Source organism: Catenulispora rubra, from assembly GCF_015356825.1.
GTDB lineage: Bacteria > Actinomycetota > Actinomycetes > Streptomycetales > Catenulisporaceae > Catenulispora > Catenulispora rubra.
Genome location: NZ_JAACYW010000074.1, coordinates 22,837 through 42,974, shown reverse-complemented (window position 1 = coordinate 42,974; position 20,138 = coordinate 22,837). Strand labels below are relative to the sequence as shown.

Below are 20,138 nucleotides of genomic sequence, written 5' to 3'. Positions count from 1 at the left end.
TGGCTGGACCTGGCCGAGGCGCTGGCCGCGGGTGCGATCGCCGATGGTGAGCGGATTCTGATCGAGGTGCGCACCCCGTTTCGCGAAGGCTGGGTGCTGATTCGCGCTGAAGCTGTCGCGGATGTGCGGGTGGCGCGCGTTGGGGAGTTGGAGTTGGTTCGGTAGCTGGAGCTGGAGCTGGAGCTGGAGCTGGAGCTGGAGCTGGAGTCGGTTCGGTTCGGTTCGGTACGCGTGCGCGGGACGCCGGCGGTGTTCGTGTCCACGACCGCGCACAGGTCCGAGTCACTGCGCACACGTCATGCAGGCGGCCGCCTGCCGCGTTTAGTGGGCACCGAAGATCAAAGACAGGTGCCTCCGGCGGGCACTCGAGACTCTGAGGGATCCCCAAGCCCCGCCGACAGCGACAGGGTCCAGGACGCTAAAGCTGCGTGTAAGAAGGATCCACCGAACCACACCACCAGCCCGGCTGCCCCGTCACCACCCGAGGTCGCCAAAACCAGCCAGAGGCCTGTCACCGAGACTGGCAGCGCGGCGCGGCACCGGCTCGGCTACCGTGTCGCCGCCGCCCGCCGCCCGCCGCCCGCCCGAGCGCCTGCGTGGAGGCTCGCAGCGCCGCGCGGCCGTGTTCGCGCGCGGTGTCGGGCGCCAGCTCAGGCGGGGGGCGCCGCAGGGGGTGAAGGAGCGGCAGAAAGCTGTCAACGGCCTGGTCATTGACGGTGTGTGGGGCGTGCTGGCTAGATGAGGACGGGCCCGCAGAACTGCACGAGATCGGCCTGTTCGCCTGTCGAGGGGAGTGAGTTGTGATGGACCGTGCCGAGATTCTTGTCCGGCTGCGCGGCAGCCTGTCGGAGGTGCTGAATCGGGAGGTTCCTGAGCTGGGGGAGGATGCGCGGTTGTTCGAGGATCTGGCGTTGGACTCGACGGGGGTCATCGAGTTGCTGATGGTGCTGGAGGACTCCGTCGGGTTGGAGATCGATCCTGAGGAGTTGGGGCCCGAGGTGTTCAAGACTGTCGGGAGTCTGGCCTCGTACGTTGCGGCTGGGCTTGCCAAGACCGCGAAGGTCTAGCGGCCGTGCCGGGTCAGGCGTGTGCCGGTGCCGTGGGTTCGGCTGCGGGCGTCGGGCTGTCCCGGGTCACGGTGCGGCTGCCGGGCTGTGTCGAGTCGGTGGATGGGATCCTGGAGCGGACCGGTAGTGGGCCGCGGGAGCGGCGGATCTTCGCCAAGCTGCACGGGTTGCGCGACAGTCCGACGCTGGCTGAGGGTGAGCGGCTGGAGGACCTGCTTGTGCAGGCCGGCCGTGACGCGCTTGACGGGCGGGCGGCCCAGCTCGTGCTCTACGGACACACGCTGCTGGTCAGCGAGTTCGAGCTGTCCGGTGCGTTCCGGGACCGGTTGCGGGAGCGGCTCGGCCTGCCCGGCGCCTTCCTGTCCGGGGTCTCGCACGTCAACTGCACCTCGGTGCTGCGCTCGGTGGAACTCGCCCGCCGCTTCCTGGGCCGGGCCGGTGCCGATCCCGCGGAGCGGGTGCTGGTGCTCGGCGGGGATCAGGGCAGCCGGCACGAGCGGGCGCGGGTCGTGCCCGGGCTCACCGTGGCCGGGGACACTGTCGCCGCCGTGGTGGTGCAGGGGCCGGGTGCCGGGCGTCCGCGCTACCGGTACCTCGGCGGCGCGCAGGTGCGGGACGCTCGGTTCCACCGCAACCTGCGGATGTCGTCGGCGGAATCCGCGGCCTTCGCCGAGGCCGTGCGGATCCAGATCGTGCACTGCGTTCGCGGCGCGGCGCGTGCCGCGGGTCTGGACCTGGAGCAGCTCGACTGGGTGATGCCGCACCTGTCCAACCGGACGATGTGGCGGGGCTTCAGCAACGACGCGGGGTTCGCCTGGGACCGGATCTGCCTGGACCTGGTCGCCGAGCGCGGGCACAACTTCGGGACGGACGCGCTGATGGCCCTGGAGCACGCGGACCGCATCGGACGGCTCAGTCCCGGCGACCGGTGCGCACTGGTGGCAGTCGGTCAGGGTATGTATATTCAATCACTGATTGTCGAAGTTCTGGAGGACTCGTGAGTGGCGGCGAGCCGCAGTACGCCGCGATCGCGAGGGCGGGTCTGAGCGTCGAGGCGATCAGCGCGGCGGCGCTTCCGTTCGAGAACTACCTGCCGCTGGACGCCGTCCCGCCGGACCTGGTCGTGCTGGCCCGGCTGGAGCTGGAGCACGGCATCCCGCCCGAGCACGTCCTGGTGCTCTCCCCGCAGGATGCGGATGGCACCGGGGGCGGCACCGGGGACGGCACCGGGCACGGGCCCGGCGTGAGCGCGCTGGCGCTGGCCGGCCTCGGCGTTCCGGCGGTGGCGCAGCCGCTGTTCCTCGTGCGCTCCGATCCGCTGCGCGAAACGATGGTGGCGGCGCTGGCCGAGCTGGTGCACGGGTCGGGCTGGGCCGGCGAGGACGTGGGGCTCACCTTTCTCGAAGAGCTGAGCGGGACCACCGTCTTCGAACTGCTGGAGTGGGCCGTCCCGCCGGAGACCGGGGCGACCGTGGTGGTCTGCGACGAGCCGCTGTTCGTCGACGCCCGTGTGCCGGGCCGGTTCAAGGCGGTGGGTCTGCGGCTGCGCCGGGGCTCCGGTCCGCTGCGCGTCCTGGGCTGCGGCGAGGGCTCTCCGGGTGCCGGCCCCGGCCGGGCGGAGCACCGGTTCTCCGGCCGCGGCCCGTGCGACGGCTGGCTGGGGTTGCACGCGGCGCTGGCGGCACGAGCGGTGCGGGACGGGGAATGGGTGCTGGTGCACGTGCGCGGCCCGCTGCGGGAGGGCTGGTTGCTGCTGGAGGCGGCGGATACCGAGTCCGTGCGGCTCGGCGGCGATGGTGGGGGATCGGCCCCGAGCTGTGACCAGGAGCTGTGACCGGGAGCTGTGACCGGGAGCTGTGACCGGGAGTCGTGACCAGGAGCTGTGACCAGGAGCTGTGACCGGGAGTCGTGACCAGCTGCGTGGACGCCGGCGGTCTGTGTGCTCGATCCACACCGCCGGCGTCCGCGAAGGCAGCGCTCAGGCCGTGGTCGGCCCGCTGATCGCGAACCGGCCGGCGGCCTGGACGCCGGCCTGGAACCGGCTGACCGAGTCCAGGTCGCGCAGCAGTGCCGCGATGTGGCGCCGGCAGGTGCGGACCGACATGCCCAGGCGCCGCGCCACGACGTCGTCGGTCAGGCCTTCGGCCATCAGCCGGGCGATGGACTGGTGCAGGCTGTCGGTGACGTCGGCGTAGCCGGGCTCGGCCACGGCGAACGGCGCGGCGCCCTCCCACAGCTGGTTGAACAGATCGACCAGGTACCGCACGACCTCGCCGTCCCGGATCCGGCGGGCGGTGGGCGGCTCGCCGGATCCGGGCAGGGTGAGCATCACGGCCAGGGAGTGGTCGAAGACCACGGCCGCCTGTGGGAGATAGCTGACTGTGCGGATCTGCGCGCCGTCCTCGATCAGCCGCTTGGCTTTGGCCCGGGAGGCGAATCCGGCCCGGCTGCGGTGCGGGCTGACCATCCGGACCTCGACGCCGAGGCCCAGCGTCCGGTAGCAGGGCTCGAGCAGGTGGTCCAGGAGGTCCTCGTCCTCATGGCTGGGCCGCTGGATCAGCACCTCCTTGCGGCAGGTTTCGCCGACCAGCTTGAACAGGCCGCGGATCTCCGCCGCCCCGTCGAGGCCGTCGATGGCGCCGACCGGCGCCGCGCCGCCCGGCGGCCGGGCGATGGCCTCGATGCGGTCGCGGAGCCGGTCGGCCAGCTCCCGCCGCTCGTACATCGCGCGTTCGACGGGGGAGACCAGCGCGGCGGCCGCCGCGCCCGGATCCACCGGCACCAAGCGGTGTCCCGCGGTGTCGTCGGTGCGCAGCAGGCGCAGTTCGATCAGCCGGTTGATCGTGGCGAACATCTCGGTGACCGGCAGGCCGAGCAGGGTCGCGGCGTCCTCGAGCGATTCGATCGCACCCTGCTGGACGGCGTGGCGGTAGACGTCGGCCTCGGGCCCGTCGTCGTGCGCCAGGACCAGCCGGGCGAGTTCGACGGGCTCGACGAGTCCGACGAGTCCGACGAGTCCGACGAGTTCGATGGGCTCGACGGGTTCAGCGGGCTCGATGGCGACAGGTGCGGCCTCAGCGGGCAAGGCCGGCATGGTGGTGGGCACGCTGCCTCCGGTAGGAGTGAGATGTCTTCAGATGCCTCGGTCGGAGTCACCGTGACAGAGCGATCCCTCAACCCGCTATCGAGCCGGCCACGGTCGACCCGTGGTCCTCTCATTCCGCTCTCGTGGCGGCCTTTCTCCTCTCATCCGGTCGATAGCGGTTCGAGGGCTGATCGAGTGCGGGCCGTGGTGGACTGCGTCGCAGACAGGTGACGAAGCCCGAGCCCATGGAGATCACGTTGACCACGAACATCCCGGTCGCCTTCCGCAAGACCCTGCTGGCCCACCTCCCCTATGCCGACGGCGCCGAGTTCGCCGCCACGGACGATCTCGCGGCGCTGGGCCTGAACTCGATGGGCGTAGTCCAGCTGCTGACCGATCTGGAGGAGACCTTCGGTCTGGAGCTGCCCGATGAGCTGATCACCGAGGAGACCTTCGGGACGGTCGGCTCGCTGTGGGACGTCGTCGGCCGGCTCGTCGGAGCCGACCGCTTCGCCGATGTCTGAGCAGGCCGGCCGTCGGCCGTCCGCGCCGGTCCGGCTGGACCACGTGCTCGGCGGCGGCGACCCCGGGCGGCCGGCGCTGACGTTCGGGGACCAGACGCTGACCTACGCGCAGCTCTCCGATCGGGTGGCGCGGGTCGCGAACGGCCTGCACGCCCGGGGCGTACGCCGTGGCGACCGGGTGGTGGTCTACGCGGAGAAGCGGATCGAGACGGCGGTCGCCCTGCTCGCGATCGCCGCGGCCGGCGCCGTGCTGGTGCCCGCCAACCCGCTGCTGCGGACGCCGCAGTTGGCTCATGTGGTCAAGGACTGCGCTCCCCGGATGGTGATCACCACCGCCCGGCGGTGGGAGACCGTCAGCGCGGCGCTGACCCCGGACGTTTCCGTGCGCTCCGCCGTGCTGATCGGCGCCGACGGTCCGGGACCGGCGGGGGCGCAAGGCGTCCAGGTGTCGCTCTGGGGTGAGGTGGAGGCCGCCGAGCCGAGCCCCGTTCCCGACGGCGCCGCGGTCATCGACCAGGACATCGCAGCCCTGATGTACACCTCCGGCAGCACCGGCAGTCCGAAGGGCGTGGTGCTCTCGCACCGCAACATGCTCACCGGCGCCGCGAGCGTGGCCGGCTACCTGGGGCACCGGCCGGACGACGTGGTGCTGGCCCTGCTGCCGTTCAGTTTCGACGCCGGGTTCAGCCAGCTCACCACCGGGCTGATCGCCGGCGCCCACGTGGTGCTGGCGAACCATCTGGTGGCTGCCGACGTCGTCCGGCTCTGCGAGCGGCACCAGGTCACCGCGCTCACCTGCGTGCCTCCGCTGTGGCTCCAGCTCGTCGCGCAGGAGTGGCCGCGCGAGGCGACCGCGCGCCTGCGCTACTTCGCCAACACCGGCGGCCGTATGCCGAAGGCGGTCCTCGCCCGGCTGCGGGAGATCTTCCCGCAGGCCGCGCCCTACCTGATGTACGGGCTCACCGAGGCGTTCCGGTCCAGCTATCTCGACCCCGCCGAGGCACACCGCCGTCCGGACTCGATCGGCAAGGCCATCCCGAACGCCGAGCTGCTGGTGGTGCGGCCGGACGGAACGCTGTGCGACCCGGGGGAGCACGGCGAACTGGTGCATCGCGGCGCGCTCGTGGCCCAGGGCTACTGGCGCGACCCAGAGCGCACCGCGGCCCGCTTTCGTCCGGTGCCGGGGGCGGATGGCGCGTTCCCTCCGGAGATCGCGGTCTGGTCCGGCGACACGGTGTACCGGGACGAGGAAGGCTTCCTGTACTTCGTCGGCCGCGACGACGAGATGATCAAGACCTCCGGATACCGGGTCAGCCCGACCGAGATCGAGGAGGCGGCCTACGCCACCGGTCTGGTGCGGGAGGCGGTGGCGCTGGGAGTGCCGGACGAACTGCTGGGCCAGCGCGTCGTGCTCGCCGTCGCGATGGCTGATCCAGCCGCGCTGTCCGAGGCGCTGTCCAAGGCGCTGGCCAAGGAGCTCCCGGCCTACATGCTGCCCACGCACGTCGAAGTGCTCGAACAACTGCCCAGGTCGGTGAACGGCAAATTCGACCGGGTGGGGCTGCGCCGGATTCTGGAGGAGGAGTGACCGTGCTGCAGGCAACCGACCTCACTAAACGCTACGACGACGTCCAGGCCCTGGACGGCTTCAGCCTGGAGGCCGCGGCCGGGGAGATCGTCGGCCTGGTCGGCCACAACGGCGCCGGGAAGACGACCTTCGTCGAGATGGTCTCCGGGCTGCTCAAACCGGACGGCGGCGAGATCCGCATCGACGGGCGCACGCCGGCGAAGGCCCGCGACCGGATCGGGATATCGCCCCAGCACATCGCCCTCTACCGATCCATCACGGTGCGTGAGCACCTGCGCTTCTACGGCAGGCTCGCCGGACTGCGCGCGCCCGCGCTGCGCGCCCGGATCGACGACCTCGCCGCCGAACTGCGGATGACCGGGTTCCTGGACCGGCCGGCGGGCCTGCTCTCCGGCGGTCAGCAGCGGCGCGCGCAGGCGGCGACCGCCCTGATCCACTCCCCGGGGCTGCTGCTGCTCGACGAGCCGACCGCGGGCGCCGACCCGGAGACCCGCCAGGCCCTGCTCGAGGCGGTGAAGCGGCGGGCGGGGGAGGGCGCCGCAGTCGTGTATACGACCCATTATCTCCATGAGCTGAGCGAGCTCCAGGCCACCATCGCGGTCGCCTCCCACGGCCGGATCGTGGCCCGGGGCAGCGCCGCGGAGCTGCTCGACGGGCTGCCCGGCGAGGTCCTGGTGGGCGCGGCGGACGGCGACCTGAAGGTCACCACCACCGACGTCACCTCGACGCTGCTGGAGCTGCTCGGCACGGTGCGCGGGCCGGTCGAGTCGATCGAGCTGCGGCCGGCGAACCTCGACGATCTCTACCGATCCCTGGCGGTGTCCGATGTTCGGTGACGTCCCGTATCGCACGGGTGCGCTGGTCAAGCACAACCTGATCCTCCGGCTGCGCGACCCGGGCCAGCTGATCAGCTATCTGGTCACGCCGATGGTGTTGATGGTGCTGCTGAAACCGCTGTACACCAGGGCGTACTCGGACACGCGCAACGGCGGCGTCGTCCAAGCGGTCACCGGCCAGATGGTGATGTTCTCGGTCTTCGCCATGGCCATCGTCGGCAACTCCATCTTCATCGAGCGCGAATGGCGGACCTGGGACCGGCTGCGGGCGAGCCGGGCGACGAGGGGCGAACTGCTCGTCGGCAAATCGCTGCCGGTATACGGGGTGCTGATGCTCCAGCAGATCGTGCTGATCTACTACGGCTGCCTCGTGGTCGGGATGCCCGCTCCCAAGTCGGTGGCGCTGTTGGTGCTGGCCGTGGCGGTCTGGGGCTTCGCGCTGATGGCGATGGGCTCCGCCCTGGCGACGCTGGTGCGCAGCCGCGGCGATCTCATGATGGCCTCGGACGTCGGGTCCATCGCGGTGAGCGCGCTCGGCGGGGCCCTGCTGCCGGTCGGTCTGATGCCCGGCTGGGCGCGGGACATCGCGCCGTTCTCGCCCGGCTACTGGGGGCTGCGCGTGATCCAGGCGGCGGTCGACGGGCAGACGGGCGAGACCGCGCGCGCCGCGCTGGTCTGCCTCCTGATCGGGCTCGCGACCGGAGCGGTCGCCGCTTACCGGCTGGCTCGCGGCTGGGGCCGCAGCCGGCTGGCTTGACCGGGTCCTCAGCCGGAAGCGCCCATCCCGTTCCGGAAGACGCACTCGCGGGCGAAGACGCGGACCAGTTCGTCCATGCGATAGTGCGTGGCGGTACCGGTCCTGATGACGATGTCCGCCAGCCGCGCGTCGACCAGGCTCTCCAGCGCCTCGCTCGCCAGACCCGCGTCCGGGGCGAGCAGTTGCGCGGCCACCTGTGCGCTGAAGGTGCTGGACTTCAGCAGGCCGAGCTGGGCGAACAGGTGCCGCGCGACCGGGGACAGGCCGAGGCAGCTGCGCCGGAAGGCGTCCCGGATGTCGAACCCCCGGCTGTCGAGCTGGTCGAGGCGGCCGCGGTCGTCCCGCAGCAGCGCCACGAAGGCCCCGATGGTCCAGTGCGGGCGCGCGACGAGCCGGGAGGCGGCGCTGCACACCGCCAACTGCAGCCCGCCGCAGTACCCGACCAGCTCGACCGCCGCCGGGGTCTCCGCGTCGATCCGCTCCCGGCCGATCATCGCGGCCAGCAGCTCGACGCCTTCCTCCGGGCTGAACACGTCCAGCTCGAAGACCGCCGAACCGAGCAGCGGGGCGGTCCGGGCCCGGGTGGTCACCAGCAGCCGGCAGCTGGACGTGCCCGGCACCAGCGGACGCAGCAGCGCCTCGTCGGCGACGTCGTCGACCACGGCCAGCATCCGGCGTCCGGCGATCGCGCTGCGGTAGACGGCGGCGCGGTCGTCCATCTCGGCCGGGATCTGCTCGGGCGCGAACCCGAGCGCGTAAAGGAACTGCTTCAGGACCTTGGAAACGTTCTCGGTCCGGTCCCCGCCGGCCGCCATCCGCGCGTAGAGCTGGCCGTCCGGGAACTCCTCGGCCACCTCGTTCGCCGCCTCGTTCGCGACCGCCGACTTGCCCACTCCGCCGCGCCCGGTGATCACCGTCACCAGTCCCGCGCCCGAAACCTGGTCTTCCACCAGACGGGAGCACAGGATCTTGAGGAGTTCGTCGTGGCCGGTGAAGTATGGGATGCGGGCCGGCAGCATGCGCGGCACCGGAATCGACACCGACACCGACAGCGGAACCGGCGCCGGCACTGGCATCGGCACCGGCACCGGTACCGGCTCAGGAACCGGCGTCGGCACAGCCGCCGGCTGCCGGGGTTCGCCGAGCCCGTGCCGCGCCGGGGGCGCCTGCTCGTCGGCCGGCGAGCCGCTCAGGATCTCCTGGTGCGCCCGGCTCACCAGGTGGCCGGGTTCGAGCCCCAGCTCCTCGACGAACCGCTGCCGCACGTTCCGGTACACGGCCAGCGCCTCGGCCCGCCGGCCGCACTGGTGCAACGCGGTCATCAGCTGTTTGACGAGCCGTTCGCGCAGGGGGTGTTCGGCGACCATCGTCGAGATCTCGCCGACCACCTCGTGGTGCCGGCCGAGCTGGAGCTCGGAGTCGATGCACTCCTCGATCGCCTCGACCCGCCGCTCGCCGATCCGCAGCTTGTGGGCCTGGATCGCGCCGCTGTCGACACCGGCCAGCGGTTCGCCGCGCCACAGCGACAGGGCCTCGCGGAAGGCGGCACGGGCCTGCGCCGGACGGTTCGCGGCGGCCGCGGTCCGGCCGACGGCCATCAGGCGCTCGTAGACGAGCAGGTCGAGTTCCGCCGGGCCGACGGCGATGTCGTAGCCGCCGCCCCGCAGCTGGATCCGGTCGCCGAGGCCGACCCCGAGCAGCGCGCGGCGCAGCGCCGAGACGCAGGTCTGCACCTGGGCGCGGGCGGTCGTCGGGGGAGCGCAGTCCCAGAGCGCGTCGACCAGGGTCTCCACCGGCACGGTCCGGTTGCCGTTCAGCAGCAGCAGGCCGAGCACGATCTGCTGGCGGCGGGCCGTGATCGGGACCGGCCGGTCGCCGCGCACCTGCAGCGGTCCCAGGACGCTGAAGCGCGGTGGCTGTGTCGGGAACTGCGCGGGGAACTGCGCAGGGAACTGTGTGGGCGACTGCACCGGCCTGTCGGCCGACGACTGCGGGGACGGCGGGGACGGCACGGACGGCACGGACGGCACGGACGGGACGGACGGGACGGACGGGACGGTCGCGATAGCCGGAGTGCCGGTCGCCGCTTGGAGTGTGGTCTGCATTCTGACCTCCGCTTGGGGACTGGCGGGCATCGCGTCGTTCCGTTCGTCAGACCAGGACCTCGGCCGGTGCCGGATGGCCGAGGAACGCGGTCGGACTGGCCGTCAGCCCGTACGCGCCGGCGCAGAAGATCGCGACCAGGTCGCCGATCCGCGCCGCCGGCAGGCTCACGCGGTCGCCGAGCAGGTCCAGCGGCGTGCACAGGCACCCGACGACGTCGACCGTCTCGTTCGAGGCGTCGCCGGTCCGCGCGGCCAGCTCGACCGGATAGTTGCGCCGGATCTTCTGGCCGAAGTTGCCCGAGGCCGCGAGCTGGTGGTGCAGGCCGCCGTCGACGACCAGGTAGGTCCGGCCGCGCGATTCCTTGCGGTCCACCACGCGGGTCAGATACACCCCCGCCTCGCCGACGAGGTACCGGCCGAGCTCGATGACGACGCGCGCCGAGGGCAGCTCGGACCGGATCGCGGTGTCCATCAACGTGGCGAGGTTCGCGCCGATCGGGGTGAGGTCGAGCGGCCGGTCGCGCGCCGCGTACGGGATGCCGAACCCGCCGCCCAGATTCAGGTAGCGCACGGGTCCCGGCGCCGCGGCGGCGAGCTTGACGATCAGCTCGACCGTTCGGCGCTGGGCCTCGCAGATGCTCTCGGCATCCAGGTTCTGCGACCCCGCGAAGACGTGGAAGCCCTCGAAGCCGAGCTCGGCGTCGGCCACCGCCGCGAGCACCGCCGGTATCCGCTCGGCGTCGATGCCGAACTGCTGCGGACCGCCGCCCATGTGCATGCCCGCGCCGCGCACCGCGAAGTCCGGGTTGACCCGGAGGGCGACCCGGGCCCGGACGCCGAGCAGGTCGCCGACCTCGCGCACCCGGGCGAGTTCGTTCTCGGACTCCACCTCGACCGTCACCCCGGCGGCGACCGCCTGCCGCAGTTCCGGCGTGGTCTTGCCGGGGCCGGCGAAGGTCACGTGCTCCGCGGGCATCGTGCTGTTCAGCGCCTCGCGCAACTCCCCGGCGGAGGCCACGTCGAAGCCGTCGACCAGCCGGCTCAGGTGCTGGAGCACCGCGGGCATGGGATTGGCCTTGACGGCGTAACTCAGCCGGATGCCCTCGGGCAGCGCGGCGCGGACCGCCGACACCCGCTCGCTGATCAGGGTCCGGTCATAGGCGAAGAACGGTGTCGTCCCGACGCGCTCGGCCAGCCGGTCCGCCGGGATTCCGCCCACGAGGAGGACGCCGTCGTCGCGCTCGAACGGCACTGTCCTGTCCGGGATCGCATTCGTCATGGGAGGCCCTTGTGTCGGGAAGCGGATTTGTTGGAAACCGAACTACTCGGTGGGACTGGGGTTAAGCTCGACGGACCTGGACGACGTCGGCTGTGGTGGCTTGTCAACGCATATCGAAGAACGCTGATTCGGACAGCAGGAAGGCTAGCCTCCGCCCGCCGATCGCGCCTCGTCCGGCGCGGACAAGTCGCCGGGTGCAACCTGTCCCGCGCGGCTAAGTGCACGCCCCGGTTGGCGCATTCTGCCGAAAATGGCTGCGCCGGAATGTGTATCGCATTTTCGACGTCGGCGGAAAACGCCCGGCAAACCCGCCTCAGAGTATTGCCACTGGCAGCTTCCTGCCAGCCGTAATGTGCCATCGGCCTGCGGCTTTGTCTGCCTTGACGGTGGATCGAATGTTCAACAGGATTTTTTTGGGCCCGTCGGCCCACTTCTCCGACCGGTTTCGAAGAACGAACTGCGACGGTGGGTGTTCTATGTCTTCCCGGAAGAGCGGGCGAAGCGGCACGCCGGTGCGCGAATCGGCGTCCGCGGCGCAGATAGCGGTGATTGGCATGGCCTGCCGGCTGCCTCGCGCGTCGGACCCCGAAGGGTTCTGGACGCTGCTGCGCGACGGCGTGGACGCCGTCGGCGAGGTGCCCGCCGGGCGCTGGCCGGAGGGCACCGCGGCCGGGTACCGGCGCGGCGGGTTCCTGGACCAGGTCGACCGGTTCGACGCCGGCTTCTTCGGCGTCTCCCCGCACGAGGCGGCAGCGATGGATCCGCAGCAGCGGCTGATGCTGGAGCTGGCCTGGGAGGCCTGCGAGCATGCCCGGATCGCGCCGGACCGGCTGCGCGGCAGCGACACCGGCGTGTTCGTGGGCGCCATCGCGGCCGACTACGCCGCCCTGGCCGACCGGCTCGGCGCCGCCGCGCTGAGCTCGCACACGCTGGCCGGCGTGCAGCGCGGCATCATCGCCAACCGCGTCTCCTACGTGCTCGGCCTGCGCGGCCGCAGCATCACCGTCGACACCGGCCAGTCCTCGTCGCTGGTGGCCGTGCAGAGCGCCTGCGAGGACCTGCGCCGCGGCGACTCGCGGATCGCCCTGGCCGGCGGCGTCAACCTCAACCTCCTGCCGGAGACCACCGAGGCGATCAGCCGCTTCGGCGCGCTCTCGCCCGACGGCCGCTGCCACACCTTCGACGGGCGCGCGAACGGCTACGTCCGCGGCGAGGGCGGCGCGCTCCTGGTGCTCAAGCCGCTGCCCGACGCGCTGGCCGACGGCGACACAGTGCACTGCGTCATCCTCGGCGGCGCGGTCAACAACGACGGCGGCGGCGCGGGCCTGACCGTCCCGGACGCGAACGCGCAGCGCGAGGTCATCCGCAGCGCTTGGCGGCGGGCCGGGGTCGGCGCGGCCGAGGTGCAGTACGTGGAACTGCACGGCACCGGGACGGCGGTCGGCGACCCGGTCGAGGCGGCCGCGCTCGGCGGCGCCCTGGCCGAGGGACGCGACACTGCTGAGGGTTCTGATAGCGCTGAGGGATGTGACAGTACCGAGGGACGCGATGGCGCCGACCCGCTGCTCGTCGGCTCGGTGAAGACGAACATCGGCCACCTCGAAGGCGCCGCCGGCATCGCCGGGCTGCTCAAGGTCGTGCTCAGCCTCGCGCACCGGGAACTCGCCCCCAGCCTCAACTTCACCACCGCCTCGCCGCGGATCCCGCTGGCCGAGCTGAGGCTCGACGTCGTGCGCGAACCGCGGGCCTGGCCGCGCCCGGACCGGCGGCTGGTCGCCGGGGTCAGCTCCTTCGGCATGGGCGGCACCAACTGCCACCTGGTCCTCGCCGAAGCGCCTGCCGAGGCGTTCGCGGCGGTGGCCGAGCCGGTCCCCGCGGCGACCCGCCCTGGCGCTGTGGTGCTCTCCGCGCGCTCCGCCGATGCCCTGCGGGGCCAGGCGCGCAGCCTCTCCGACCGCCTGGATCCCAGTTCGAACACTGACACTGACACCGACGCCGAAACCGCCGACGTGGCACTCTCCCTGATCCGTACCCGGACCCGCTTCGAACACCGGGCCGTACTCCTCGGCACCGAGCGCAGCGCGCTGAAGGCAGGCCTCAATGCGCTGGCAGAGAACCGGCCTGATCCCGCAGTGGTCACGGGACGCGCGGCCCCGGGCGGGGTCGCCCTCGTCTTCCCCGGCCAGGGCTCGCAGTGGCCCGGCATGGCCCGCGGCCTGCTCGACGGCTCCTGCCCGGTGTTCGAACGCCGCCTCGACGAGTGTGCCCAGGCGCTCGAACCGCATCTCGGCTATGCGCTGCCGGACGTGCTGCGCGAGCGTCCGGGCGCCCCGGACCTGTCCCGGGTCGAGGTGGCGCAGCCCGCGCTGTGGGCGGTCACGGTGGCGCTCGCAGAGCTCTGGCGCTCCTGGGGCGTGCGGCCGGACATCGTGATCGGGCACTCCGAGGGCGAGATCGCGGCGGCGACCGCGATCGGTGCGCTCAGGCTGGAGGACGCCGCTCTCGTCATCGCGCAGCGCTCCCTGGCACCGGAGGAGAAACTGCTCGCGGCCCTCGCGTCGATCCGGCCGAAAAGCGTGCCGACTACCTTCGTCTCCTCCGTGACCGGCGAGCCGATCGACACCGCCGAGCTGGATGCCGATTACTGGGTCGGAAACCTGCGCCAGCCGGTTCGCTTCGGCGAAGCCGTGCGCCGGGCCATCGCCCTCGGTGCCGGACTGTTCATCGAGTCCAGCCCGCATCCCGTGCTGGTCGCGGCCGTCGAGGAGGCCGCGGAAGCGGACGGCGTCGCCGTGGTCAGTACCCTGCGCCACGAGCAAGACGGGCCTGATCGGCTACGCCTTGCCCGCGCCGAGGCCTTCGTCGCCGGGGCCGACATCGTCTGGGACGAAGACTGCGCGGTCCCCGGAGCCCGGCTCGTCGACCTGCCCACCTACGCCTTCCACCGCGAGCGCCACTGGCTCGCGGGTGTTTCGCGGCCGGTCCAGCCGGCCGCCGCCCCCGCCGCCGTCCGCAGCCGCACCGAGGTCCGCGAGCTGGTGGCCGACAGCGCGGCGCTCGTCCTCGGGCACGCCGACCGCCGCGCGATCGACCAGACCCGCAGCTTCAAAGACCTCGGATTCGACTCGGCGGGCACCGTCGAACTGTGCCAGCGGCTGCGTTCGCTCACCGGCCTGAGGCTGACCACCTCAGCGGTCTACGACTTCCCGACCCCGAAGCGGCTCGCCGACCATCTGCACACCAGACAGGCTGAAACGGCCGGCCGCGCCGAGCCGGGCGCGTCGAGTGCATCCAGCGTGTCGAGCCTGCTGAGCGCGTCCAGCACATCGAGCACATCGCGCGCATCGATCGCCCCGCCGGTCCACGACCTCCCGGCACCGGCGGACTCCGACGCGATCGCCGTCGTCGCGATCGGCTGCCGCTATCCCGGCGGCGTCGAATCGGCCGCCGACCTGTGGCGCCTGGTGTCCGGCGGCACCGACGCGATCACCGCGCTGCCGGCCGACCGCGGCTGGGACCTCGACGCGCTGCTCGGCTCCGGCCCGGACCGTCCGGGCACCTGCGCCACCGGCTTCGGCGGCTTCCTGCACGGCGCCGACCGCTTCGACGCCGCGTTCTTCGGCCTGAGCCCGCGCGAGGCGCTGGCCATGGATCCGCAGCAGCGCCTGCTCCTGGAGACCGCGTGGGAGGCGCTGGAGCGCGCCGGCCTGGACCCGACCGGGCTCGAGGGCTCGCCGGTCGGCGTGTTCGTCGGCGCGATGGCCGCCGAGTACGGCCCCCGGCTGCACCGGCCCACCGGCGTCGCCGACGGCCACCTGCTCACCGGCACCGCGCTCAGCGTCGCCTCCGGCCGCATCGCCTACACCTTCGGGTTCCAGGGCCCCGCGCTCACCGTCGACACGGCCTGCTCCTCCTCGCTGGTGGCCGTGATGCTCGCGGTCCAGGCGCTGCGCCGCGGCGAGTGCCCGCTGGCGCTGGCCGGCGGGGTCACGCTGATGGCGAACCCGGGCCACCTGGTGGAGTTCAGCCGGCAGAACGGCCTGGCCCCCGACGGCCGCGCCAAGGCGTTCTCGGCCTCGGCCGACGGCACGGCGTTCGCCGAAGGCGCCGGCATGCTGCTGCTGGAACGGCTCGGCGACGCCCGCCGGGCCGGCCACCCGGTGCTCGCCGTCATCCGCGGCGGCGCCGTCAACTCCGACGGCGCCAGCAACGGCCTGACCGCACCCAACGGCCGGGCCCAGCAGGACGTGATCCGGCGCGCGCTGGCCGACGCCGGGCTCGCGGCGCACGAGGTCGACGTCGTCGAGGCGCACGGCACCGGCACCGCGCTCGGCGACCCGGTCGAGGCGCACGCGATCGCGGCGACCTACGGCCGCGCGCACTCCGACGCGGCGCCGGTGTGGCTCGGATCGGTGAAGTCGAACATCGGCCACACCCAGGCCGCCGCGGGCGTCGCCGGCGTCATCAAGATGGTGATGGCGATGCGGCATGAGCTGCTGCCTCGCACCCTGTACGTCGAAGAGCCCACACACGAAGTGGACTGGGACGCCGGCGGCGTCCGGCTGCTCGCCGAGGACCGTCCCTGGCCGCGCCAGGACCGGCCCCGGCGCGCGGCCGTGTCCAGCTTCGGGATCAGCGGCACCAACGCGCACCTGATCATCGAGTCCGTCGACGGGGAACCGTCGCAGACCCTCGCCGAGGCCGAGCCCGCCGGCGATCCGACCGTCGCCGGGCCACTGGTGTGGATGTTCTCGGCACGCAGCGCCGCATCCCTGCGGAAGTACGCCGATCGGCTCGCGGCGTTCGCCAACGACACCGGCGACGATGATGACGCCGACGACAGCACCCTGATAGCCACCGGCCCCGCGCTGGCGCGCCGTACCCTGTTCCCGCACCGCGCGGTGGTCGTCGCCGGAGACCGCGCGCAGCTGTGCGCCGCGCTCGAAGACCTCGCCGCCGAACGGCCGAACCCGGCCGCCTGGACCGCGATCGCGTCCCCGCACGCCGAGCCGGTGTTCGTCTTCCCGGGCCAGGGCTCGCAGTGGCACGGCATGGCCGCCGAACTCGCGCGCACCGACGAGGTCTTCGCCGCGAACCTGCGTCGCTGCGACGAGGCCCTGGCCCCGCACACCGGATGGTCGGTGCTCGACGTTCTGCACGGGGCCGAAGACGCCCCGGCGATGCAAGGCTCCGACGTCATCCAGCCGGTGCTGTTCGCGGTCACGATCGCGCTCGCCGCACTCTGGCAGGCGGCCGGGATCCGGCCCGCAGCCGTGGTCGGGCATTCGATGGGCGAGATCGCCGCGTCCCACCTCGCCGGCGCGCTGAGCCTGGCCGACGCCGCGAAGCTGGTGGCGGCGCGCAGCCAGGTCATCGGCTCGATCGACGGCACCGGCGCGATGCTCTCCGCGGTCTCGTCGGCCGCGCGGATCCACGAATTGCTCCAGCCGTGGGCCGACCGGCTGTGGATCGCCCTGCGCAACGGCCCCAACAGCACGGTGATCGGCGGTGATCCGGACGCGGTCGAGGAGTTCACGCAGCGCTGGGGCGAGAGCATCCAGCTGCGCCGGGCCGCCCTCGCCTACGCGGCGCACACCCCGCACATCGCCCGGGTCCGCGACGAGCTGTACCGGAAGCTCGGGGTGATCACGCCGTCCGGCGCCGACATCCCGATCCTGTCCTCCTACCTCGGGGGCCGCGTCGATCCGGCCACGCTCGGCACCGACCACTGGTACGAGAGCCTGGCCTGCCAGGTCCGGTTCGACGAGGCGGTCCGCGCCGCTTCCGCCGGCCTGGAGTCGCCGCTGTTCATCGAGGTCAGTCCGCACCCGATCCTGTGCGGCGACGTCGAGGACATCCTGGCCGAGGCGGGAGTGGACGGCGCGGCCGTCGGCTCGCTCCGCCGCGATTCCGGCGGCCGACGCCAGTTCCTCGCCGCGGCCGCGCAGGCCTGGGTCCGAGGCGCCGCAGTGGACTGGCATGCGCTGCTGGGTTCCGCGGACCGGCACCGGCACGTCGAGCCGCCGGCGTACGCGTTCGACCGGCAGCGTTTCTGGTTGGCGAGCACCGAGGGTACCGAGAGTACCGATCACGCATCGACCACGGCCCCGCGGCACCCGCTGTTCGACTCGATCGTGGCGGTCGCCCAGGACGACCGGATCCTGCTGTCCGGCCGGCTGTCGCTCCCTGCGTCGCCATGGCTCGCCGAGCACACCATCGGCGGTGTCGTGCTCCTGCCCGCCACCGGGTTCGCCGAACTCGCCCTACAGGCCGCGGACGCGGCAGGGGCCGAGTGGATCGAGGAGCTGACCCTGCACACCCCGCTGGCGCCGCGGGAAACCGGGGCGATGGACGTCCAGGTCACGGTCGGTGCCGCCGATGCCTCCGACCGGCGCTCCCTGTCGGTACATTCCCGCCCCAGCGACGACCCCGGCGCCGAGTGGACCGCGAATGCCAGCGGACAGCTGGGCACCGGGGACCGTGCTCCTGCTGCGGAAGCGGTGCTCGCGGCCTGGCCGCCCGCCGACGCCGTCCCGGTCGATCTCGAAGACCTCTACCCGCGACTGGCCGACACGGGCTACGAATACGGGCCCTTGTTCCAAGGACTGCAGGCCGCATGGCGCACCGAGGACGGGTTCTGCGCGGAGGTGCGATTGCCCGCAGGCGCCGTGCCCCACGCCGGTGCGTTCGCGCTGCACCCCGCACTGTTCGACGCCGTCCTGCACATCCTTGTGCTTGACGCGATGAGCGCCGCGCCTGACGCCGGTCTGCTGCTCCCGTTCTCCTGGTCGGGTCTGGACGTCGCCGTCACCGGCGCCGAGAGCCTGCGGGTGCGCCTGACCGGGCGGTCCGACAGCGCGGTCACGCTGGATCTCTTCGACTCCGCCGGTCGTCGCGTCGGTGGTGTCGAGAGCCTGGCGCTGCGTCGCGTCCCGGCTGATCGTGCCCTCGGCGGGTCCGCCGCCTCCGGTCTGTACGACTTCACGTGGTCCCCGACCCGCTTGAGCGAAGCAGAGCTCGAAGGACGCCACTGGGCCGTGCTCGGCGACGGCGCGGAATCCGCGGCGATCACCGCCGCGCTGAAGGAATTCGGCGCCGATATCGAGCACTTCGACGACCTGTCGGCTCTGGCATCGGCGCCCCGCCGGGAGCTGCCCGCGGTAGTGATAGTGCCCTGCGCGGCAGACGCTGTCCGCGAAGCACTCCTACCTATGCTCGAACTCGTCCAGCAATGGGCTGCCGACGAGCGCTTCACCGAACCGCAGCTTCTGGTCCTCGCCGACCGGACCACCCCCGCCGGCGCAGCTGTCTGGGGCCTGATGCGGTGCGTGCAAGCCGAGTACCCGGGACGCTTCGTCATCGCCGACCCCGGCCTGCTCGGCGGTCAGGTCCGCGACCGCGCGGCCTGGCGCCTCGTCGCCGCCGGGCTCGACGCCGCCCAATCCCAGTTCGCCGTGGACGGTGGACAGCTGCTCACTCCGCGCCTGGCACGGCATTCCGCGACGGTAGCCCCGGCAGAGCTTTCCGAAAGTACAGATCTTTCCGAGGGCACCGTCCTGGTCACCGGAGCGACCGGAGGCATCGGCGCCCTCGTCGCGCAGCGGCTCGTCACCGACCACGGGGTCAGGGATCTGCTTCTCGTCTCCCGCACCGGCGACGCGGCACCCGGTGCGGGGGACCTGGCTGCTCGACTCACAGAACTCGGCGCGCGGGTCAGGATCGAAGCCTGCGATGTCGCCGACCGCGCGGCCCTGATCGCCCTCCTCGACTCCGTGCCCGCCGACCGGCCGCTGGTCGGCGTGGTGCACGCGGCCGGCGTGCTCGACGACGCGCTCGTCGCGGGGCTGACCCCGGACCGGTGCGTGACCGTCCTGCGCCCGAAGGCAGACGCCGCATGGCTGCTGCACGAGCTGACCGCCGACCTGCCGTTGCGTGCCTTCGTGCTCTTTTCCTCGGTCGTCGGCGTGCTCGGCAACGCCGGACAGGCGAACTACGGCGCGGCGAACGCCGTCCTCGACGCGCTGTCCGCGCACCGGCGCTCGCTCGGCCTCCCGGCGATCGCGATCGCCTGGGGCCCGTGGACCGTCGGGATGACCGCGGGCCTGACGAAAGCCGACGAGGCACGCTTCGCCCGCTCCGGACTCGCCGCGCTCGACGCCGCCGCAGGCCTCGAACTGTTCGACGCCGCACTGGTTTCCAGCGCGACCGGCGTCGTCGCGGCGAAGTGGGACCGCGAGGCGCTACGGCGTGCCGCCGATCAGGGCACAGAGATCCCCGTAGCCGTCCGTGCACTGCTGCCGACCCGGCGCCGCGCTGCCACCTCGCCCGACAATCCCGAAAATCCCGGCGCGCCGGCCACCACCGCCGACCGGCTCACGGGCCTGAGCCGCCCCGAAGCGCTGGAAGTGCTGCTGGACGTCGTGCGCCGGAACGTCGCCGTCGCCCTCGCCCACGACAGCGCGCAGGCCGTCGATGTCGAGCGTCCGTTCAGCGACCTCGGATTCGATTCTCTCTCCTCGGTCGAACTGCGCCGCGCCCTCGGCGAGGAGATCGGCCGCCGGCTGCCCGCGACCCTGTTGTTCGACCGCCCCACTGTCGCCGCGGTCGCCGAGTACCTGGCACAGGAGCTGGCGGCCGACGACCCGGACGTCGAACCGGCCGTCGAGGACCTGCTGCGCGACGCGCTGGACCGGGCCCTGGACCGGCTCGGCGCCGAGGACGCCGGCCAGGACCAGCGCGCCAGAGTGGCCGCGGTACTGGACGCCGCCCTGGCCCGGCTCGGCGGCCCGCAGCGCGCCGGCGGCGGCGCCGACCGCTTCGACGGCGTGTCGGACGAAGAGATCTTCCAGTTCATCGAACAGCTCTGACATCTCAGACAGTCCAGAAGGGGTGAACAT

General features: G+C 72.4%; 11 protein-coding genes. 8 read left to right on the top strand and 3 right to left on the bottom strand.

What is annotated here, in order from left to right; genetic code table 11:
- Window positions 1–803 precede the first annotated feature (803 nt).
- Genes GWK61_RS21585 through GWK61_RS21575 form a run of 3 tightly spaced genes read left to right on the top strand, consistent with a single transcriptional unit; the run spans window position 804 to window position 2,901 of the window.
- Window positions 804–1,067 (top strand): acyl carrier protein, encoded by a 264-nt coding sequence (locus GWK61_RS21585; protein WP_194910785.1) that lies wholly within the window; start codon window positions 804–806, stop codon window positions 1,065–1,067.
- A gap of 32 nt (window positions 1,068–1,099) precedes the next feature.
- Window positions 1,100–2,068 carry a 3-oxoacyl-[acyl-carrier-protein] synthase III C-terminal domain-containing protein gene (locus tag GWK61_RS59640; protein ID WP_194910784.1) on the top strand — a complete coding sequence of 323 codons (969 nt, stop codon included), beginning with the start codon at window positions 1,100–1,102 and terminating at the stop codon, window positions 2,066–2,068.
- The gene (locus GWK61_RS21575) at window positions 2,065–2,901 is read left to right on the top strand and encodes a hypothetical protein (RefSeq protein WP_194910783.1); all 837 of its coding nucleotides are present in this window, start codon (window positions 2,065–2,067) and stop codon (window positions 2,899–2,901) included. The genes GWK61_RS59640 and GWK61_RS21575 overlap by 4 nt, the downstream gene beginning before the upstream one ends.
- 144 nt (window positions 2,902–3,045) lie before the next feature.
- Here GWK61_RS21575 and GWK61_RS21570 read toward each other — a convergent pair whose 3' ends face one another.
- Window positions 3,046–4,173 (bottom strand): helix-turn-helix domain-containing protein, encoded by a 1,128-nt coding sequence (locus tag GWK61_RS21570; RefSeq protein ID WP_194910782.1) that lies wholly within the window; start codon window positions 4,171–4,173, stop codon window positions 3,046–3,048.
- Window positions 4,174–4,397: 224 nt separating this feature from the next.
- On the opposite strand from GWK61_RS21570, the gene GWK61_RS21565 reads away from it, so the two are divergent.
- Genes GWK61_RS21565 through GWK61_RS21550 form a run of 4 tightly spaced genes read left to right on the top strand, consistent with a single transcriptional unit; the run spans window position 4,398 to window position 7,857 of the window.
- The gene (locus GWK61_RS21565; RefSeq protein ID WP_194910781.1) at window positions 4,398–4,676 is read left to right on the top strand and encodes a phosphopantetheine-binding protein; all 279 of its coding nucleotides are present in this window, start codon (window positions 4,398–4,400) and stop codon (window positions 4,674–4,676) included.
- A complete protein-coding gene (locus GWK61_RS21560; RefSeq protein ID WP_194910780.1) occupies window positions 4,669–6,264 on the top strand; it encodes an acyl-CoA ligase (AMP-forming), exosortase A system-associated in 1,596 nt (531 codons plus the stop codon). The genes GWK61_RS21565 and GWK61_RS21560 overlap by 8 nt, the downstream gene beginning before the upstream one ends.
- Window positions 6,265–6,266: 2 nt before the next feature.
- Entirely contained in the window at window positions 6,267–7,100 is an 834-nt protein-coding gene (locus GWK61_RS21555; RefSeq protein ID WP_194910779.1) for an ABC transporter ATP-binding protein, read from the top strand.
- The gene (locus tag GWK61_RS21550; protein ID WP_194910778.1) at window positions 7,090–7,857 is read left to right on the top strand and encodes an ABC transporter permease; all 768 of its coding nucleotides are present in this window, start codon (window positions 7,090–7,092) and stop codon (window positions 7,855–7,857) included. The genes GWK61_RS21555 and GWK61_RS21550 overlap by 11 nt, the downstream gene beginning before the upstream one ends.
- An 8-nt stretch (window positions 7,858–7,865) precedes the next feature.
- On the opposite strand, the gene GWK61_RS21545 is transcribed toward GWK61_RS21550, so the two are convergent.
- Window positions 7,866–9,962, bottom strand: coding sequence for an AfsR/SARP family transcriptional regulator (locus GWK61_RS21545; protein ID WP_194910777.1), 2,097 nt, complete (start codon window positions 9,960–9,962; stop codon window positions 7,866–7,868).
- Between the two features lie 46 nt (window positions 9,963–10,008).
- A complete protein-coding gene (locus GWK61_RS21540) occupies window positions 10,009–11,241 on the bottom strand; it encodes a pyridoxal-dependent decarboxylase, exosortase A system-associated (protein ID WP_194910775.1) in 1,233 nt (410 codons plus the stop codon).
- A 476-nt stretch (window positions 11,242–11,717) separates the two neighbouring features.
- On the opposite strand from GWK61_RS21540, the gene GWK61_RS21535 reads away from it, so the two are divergent.
- Window positions 11,718–20,108: a type I polyketide synthase gene (locus GWK61_RS21535; RefSeq protein WP_194910773.1), complete on the top strand. Its 8,391-nt coding sequence runs from the start codon at window positions 11,718–11,720 to the stop codon at window positions 20,106–20,108.
- The last annotated feature ends 30 nt before the right edge of the window (window positions 20,109–20,138 follow it).

What these genes read in the sequence shown, in the direction of transcription:
- GWK61_RS21585 (WP_194910785.1), top strand. Translation starts at nt 804, where the DNA reads ATGGACCGTGCCGAGATTCTTGTCCGGCTGCGCGGCAGCCTGTCGGAG.
- GWK61_RS21565 (WP_194910781.1), top strand. Translation starts at nt 4,398, where the DNA reads ATGGAGATCACGTTGACCACGAACATCCCGGTCGCCTTCCGCAAGACC.
- GWK61_RS21560 (WP_194910780.1), top strand. Translation starts at nt 4,669, where the DNA reads ATGTCTGAGCAGGCCGGCCGTCGGCCGTCCGCGCCGGTCCGGCTGGAC.
- GWK61_RS21550 (WP_194910778.1), top strand. Translation starts at nt 7,090, where the DNA reads ATGTTCGGTGACGTCCCGTATCGCACGGGTGCGCTGGTCAAGCACAAC.
- GWK61_RS21545 (WP_194910777.1), bottom strand. Translation starts at nt 9,962, where the DNA reads ATGCAGACCACACTCCAAGCGGCGACCGGCACTCCGGCTATCGCGACC.
- GWK61_RS21540 (WP_194910775.1), bottom strand. Translation starts at nt 11,241, where the DNA reads ATGACGAATGCGATCCCGGACAGGACAGTGCCGTTCGAGCGCGACGAC.
- GWK61_RS21535 (WP_194910773.1), top strand. Translation starts at nt 11,718, where the DNA reads ATGTCTTCCCGGAAGAGCGGGCGAAGCGGCACGCCGGTGCGCGAATCG.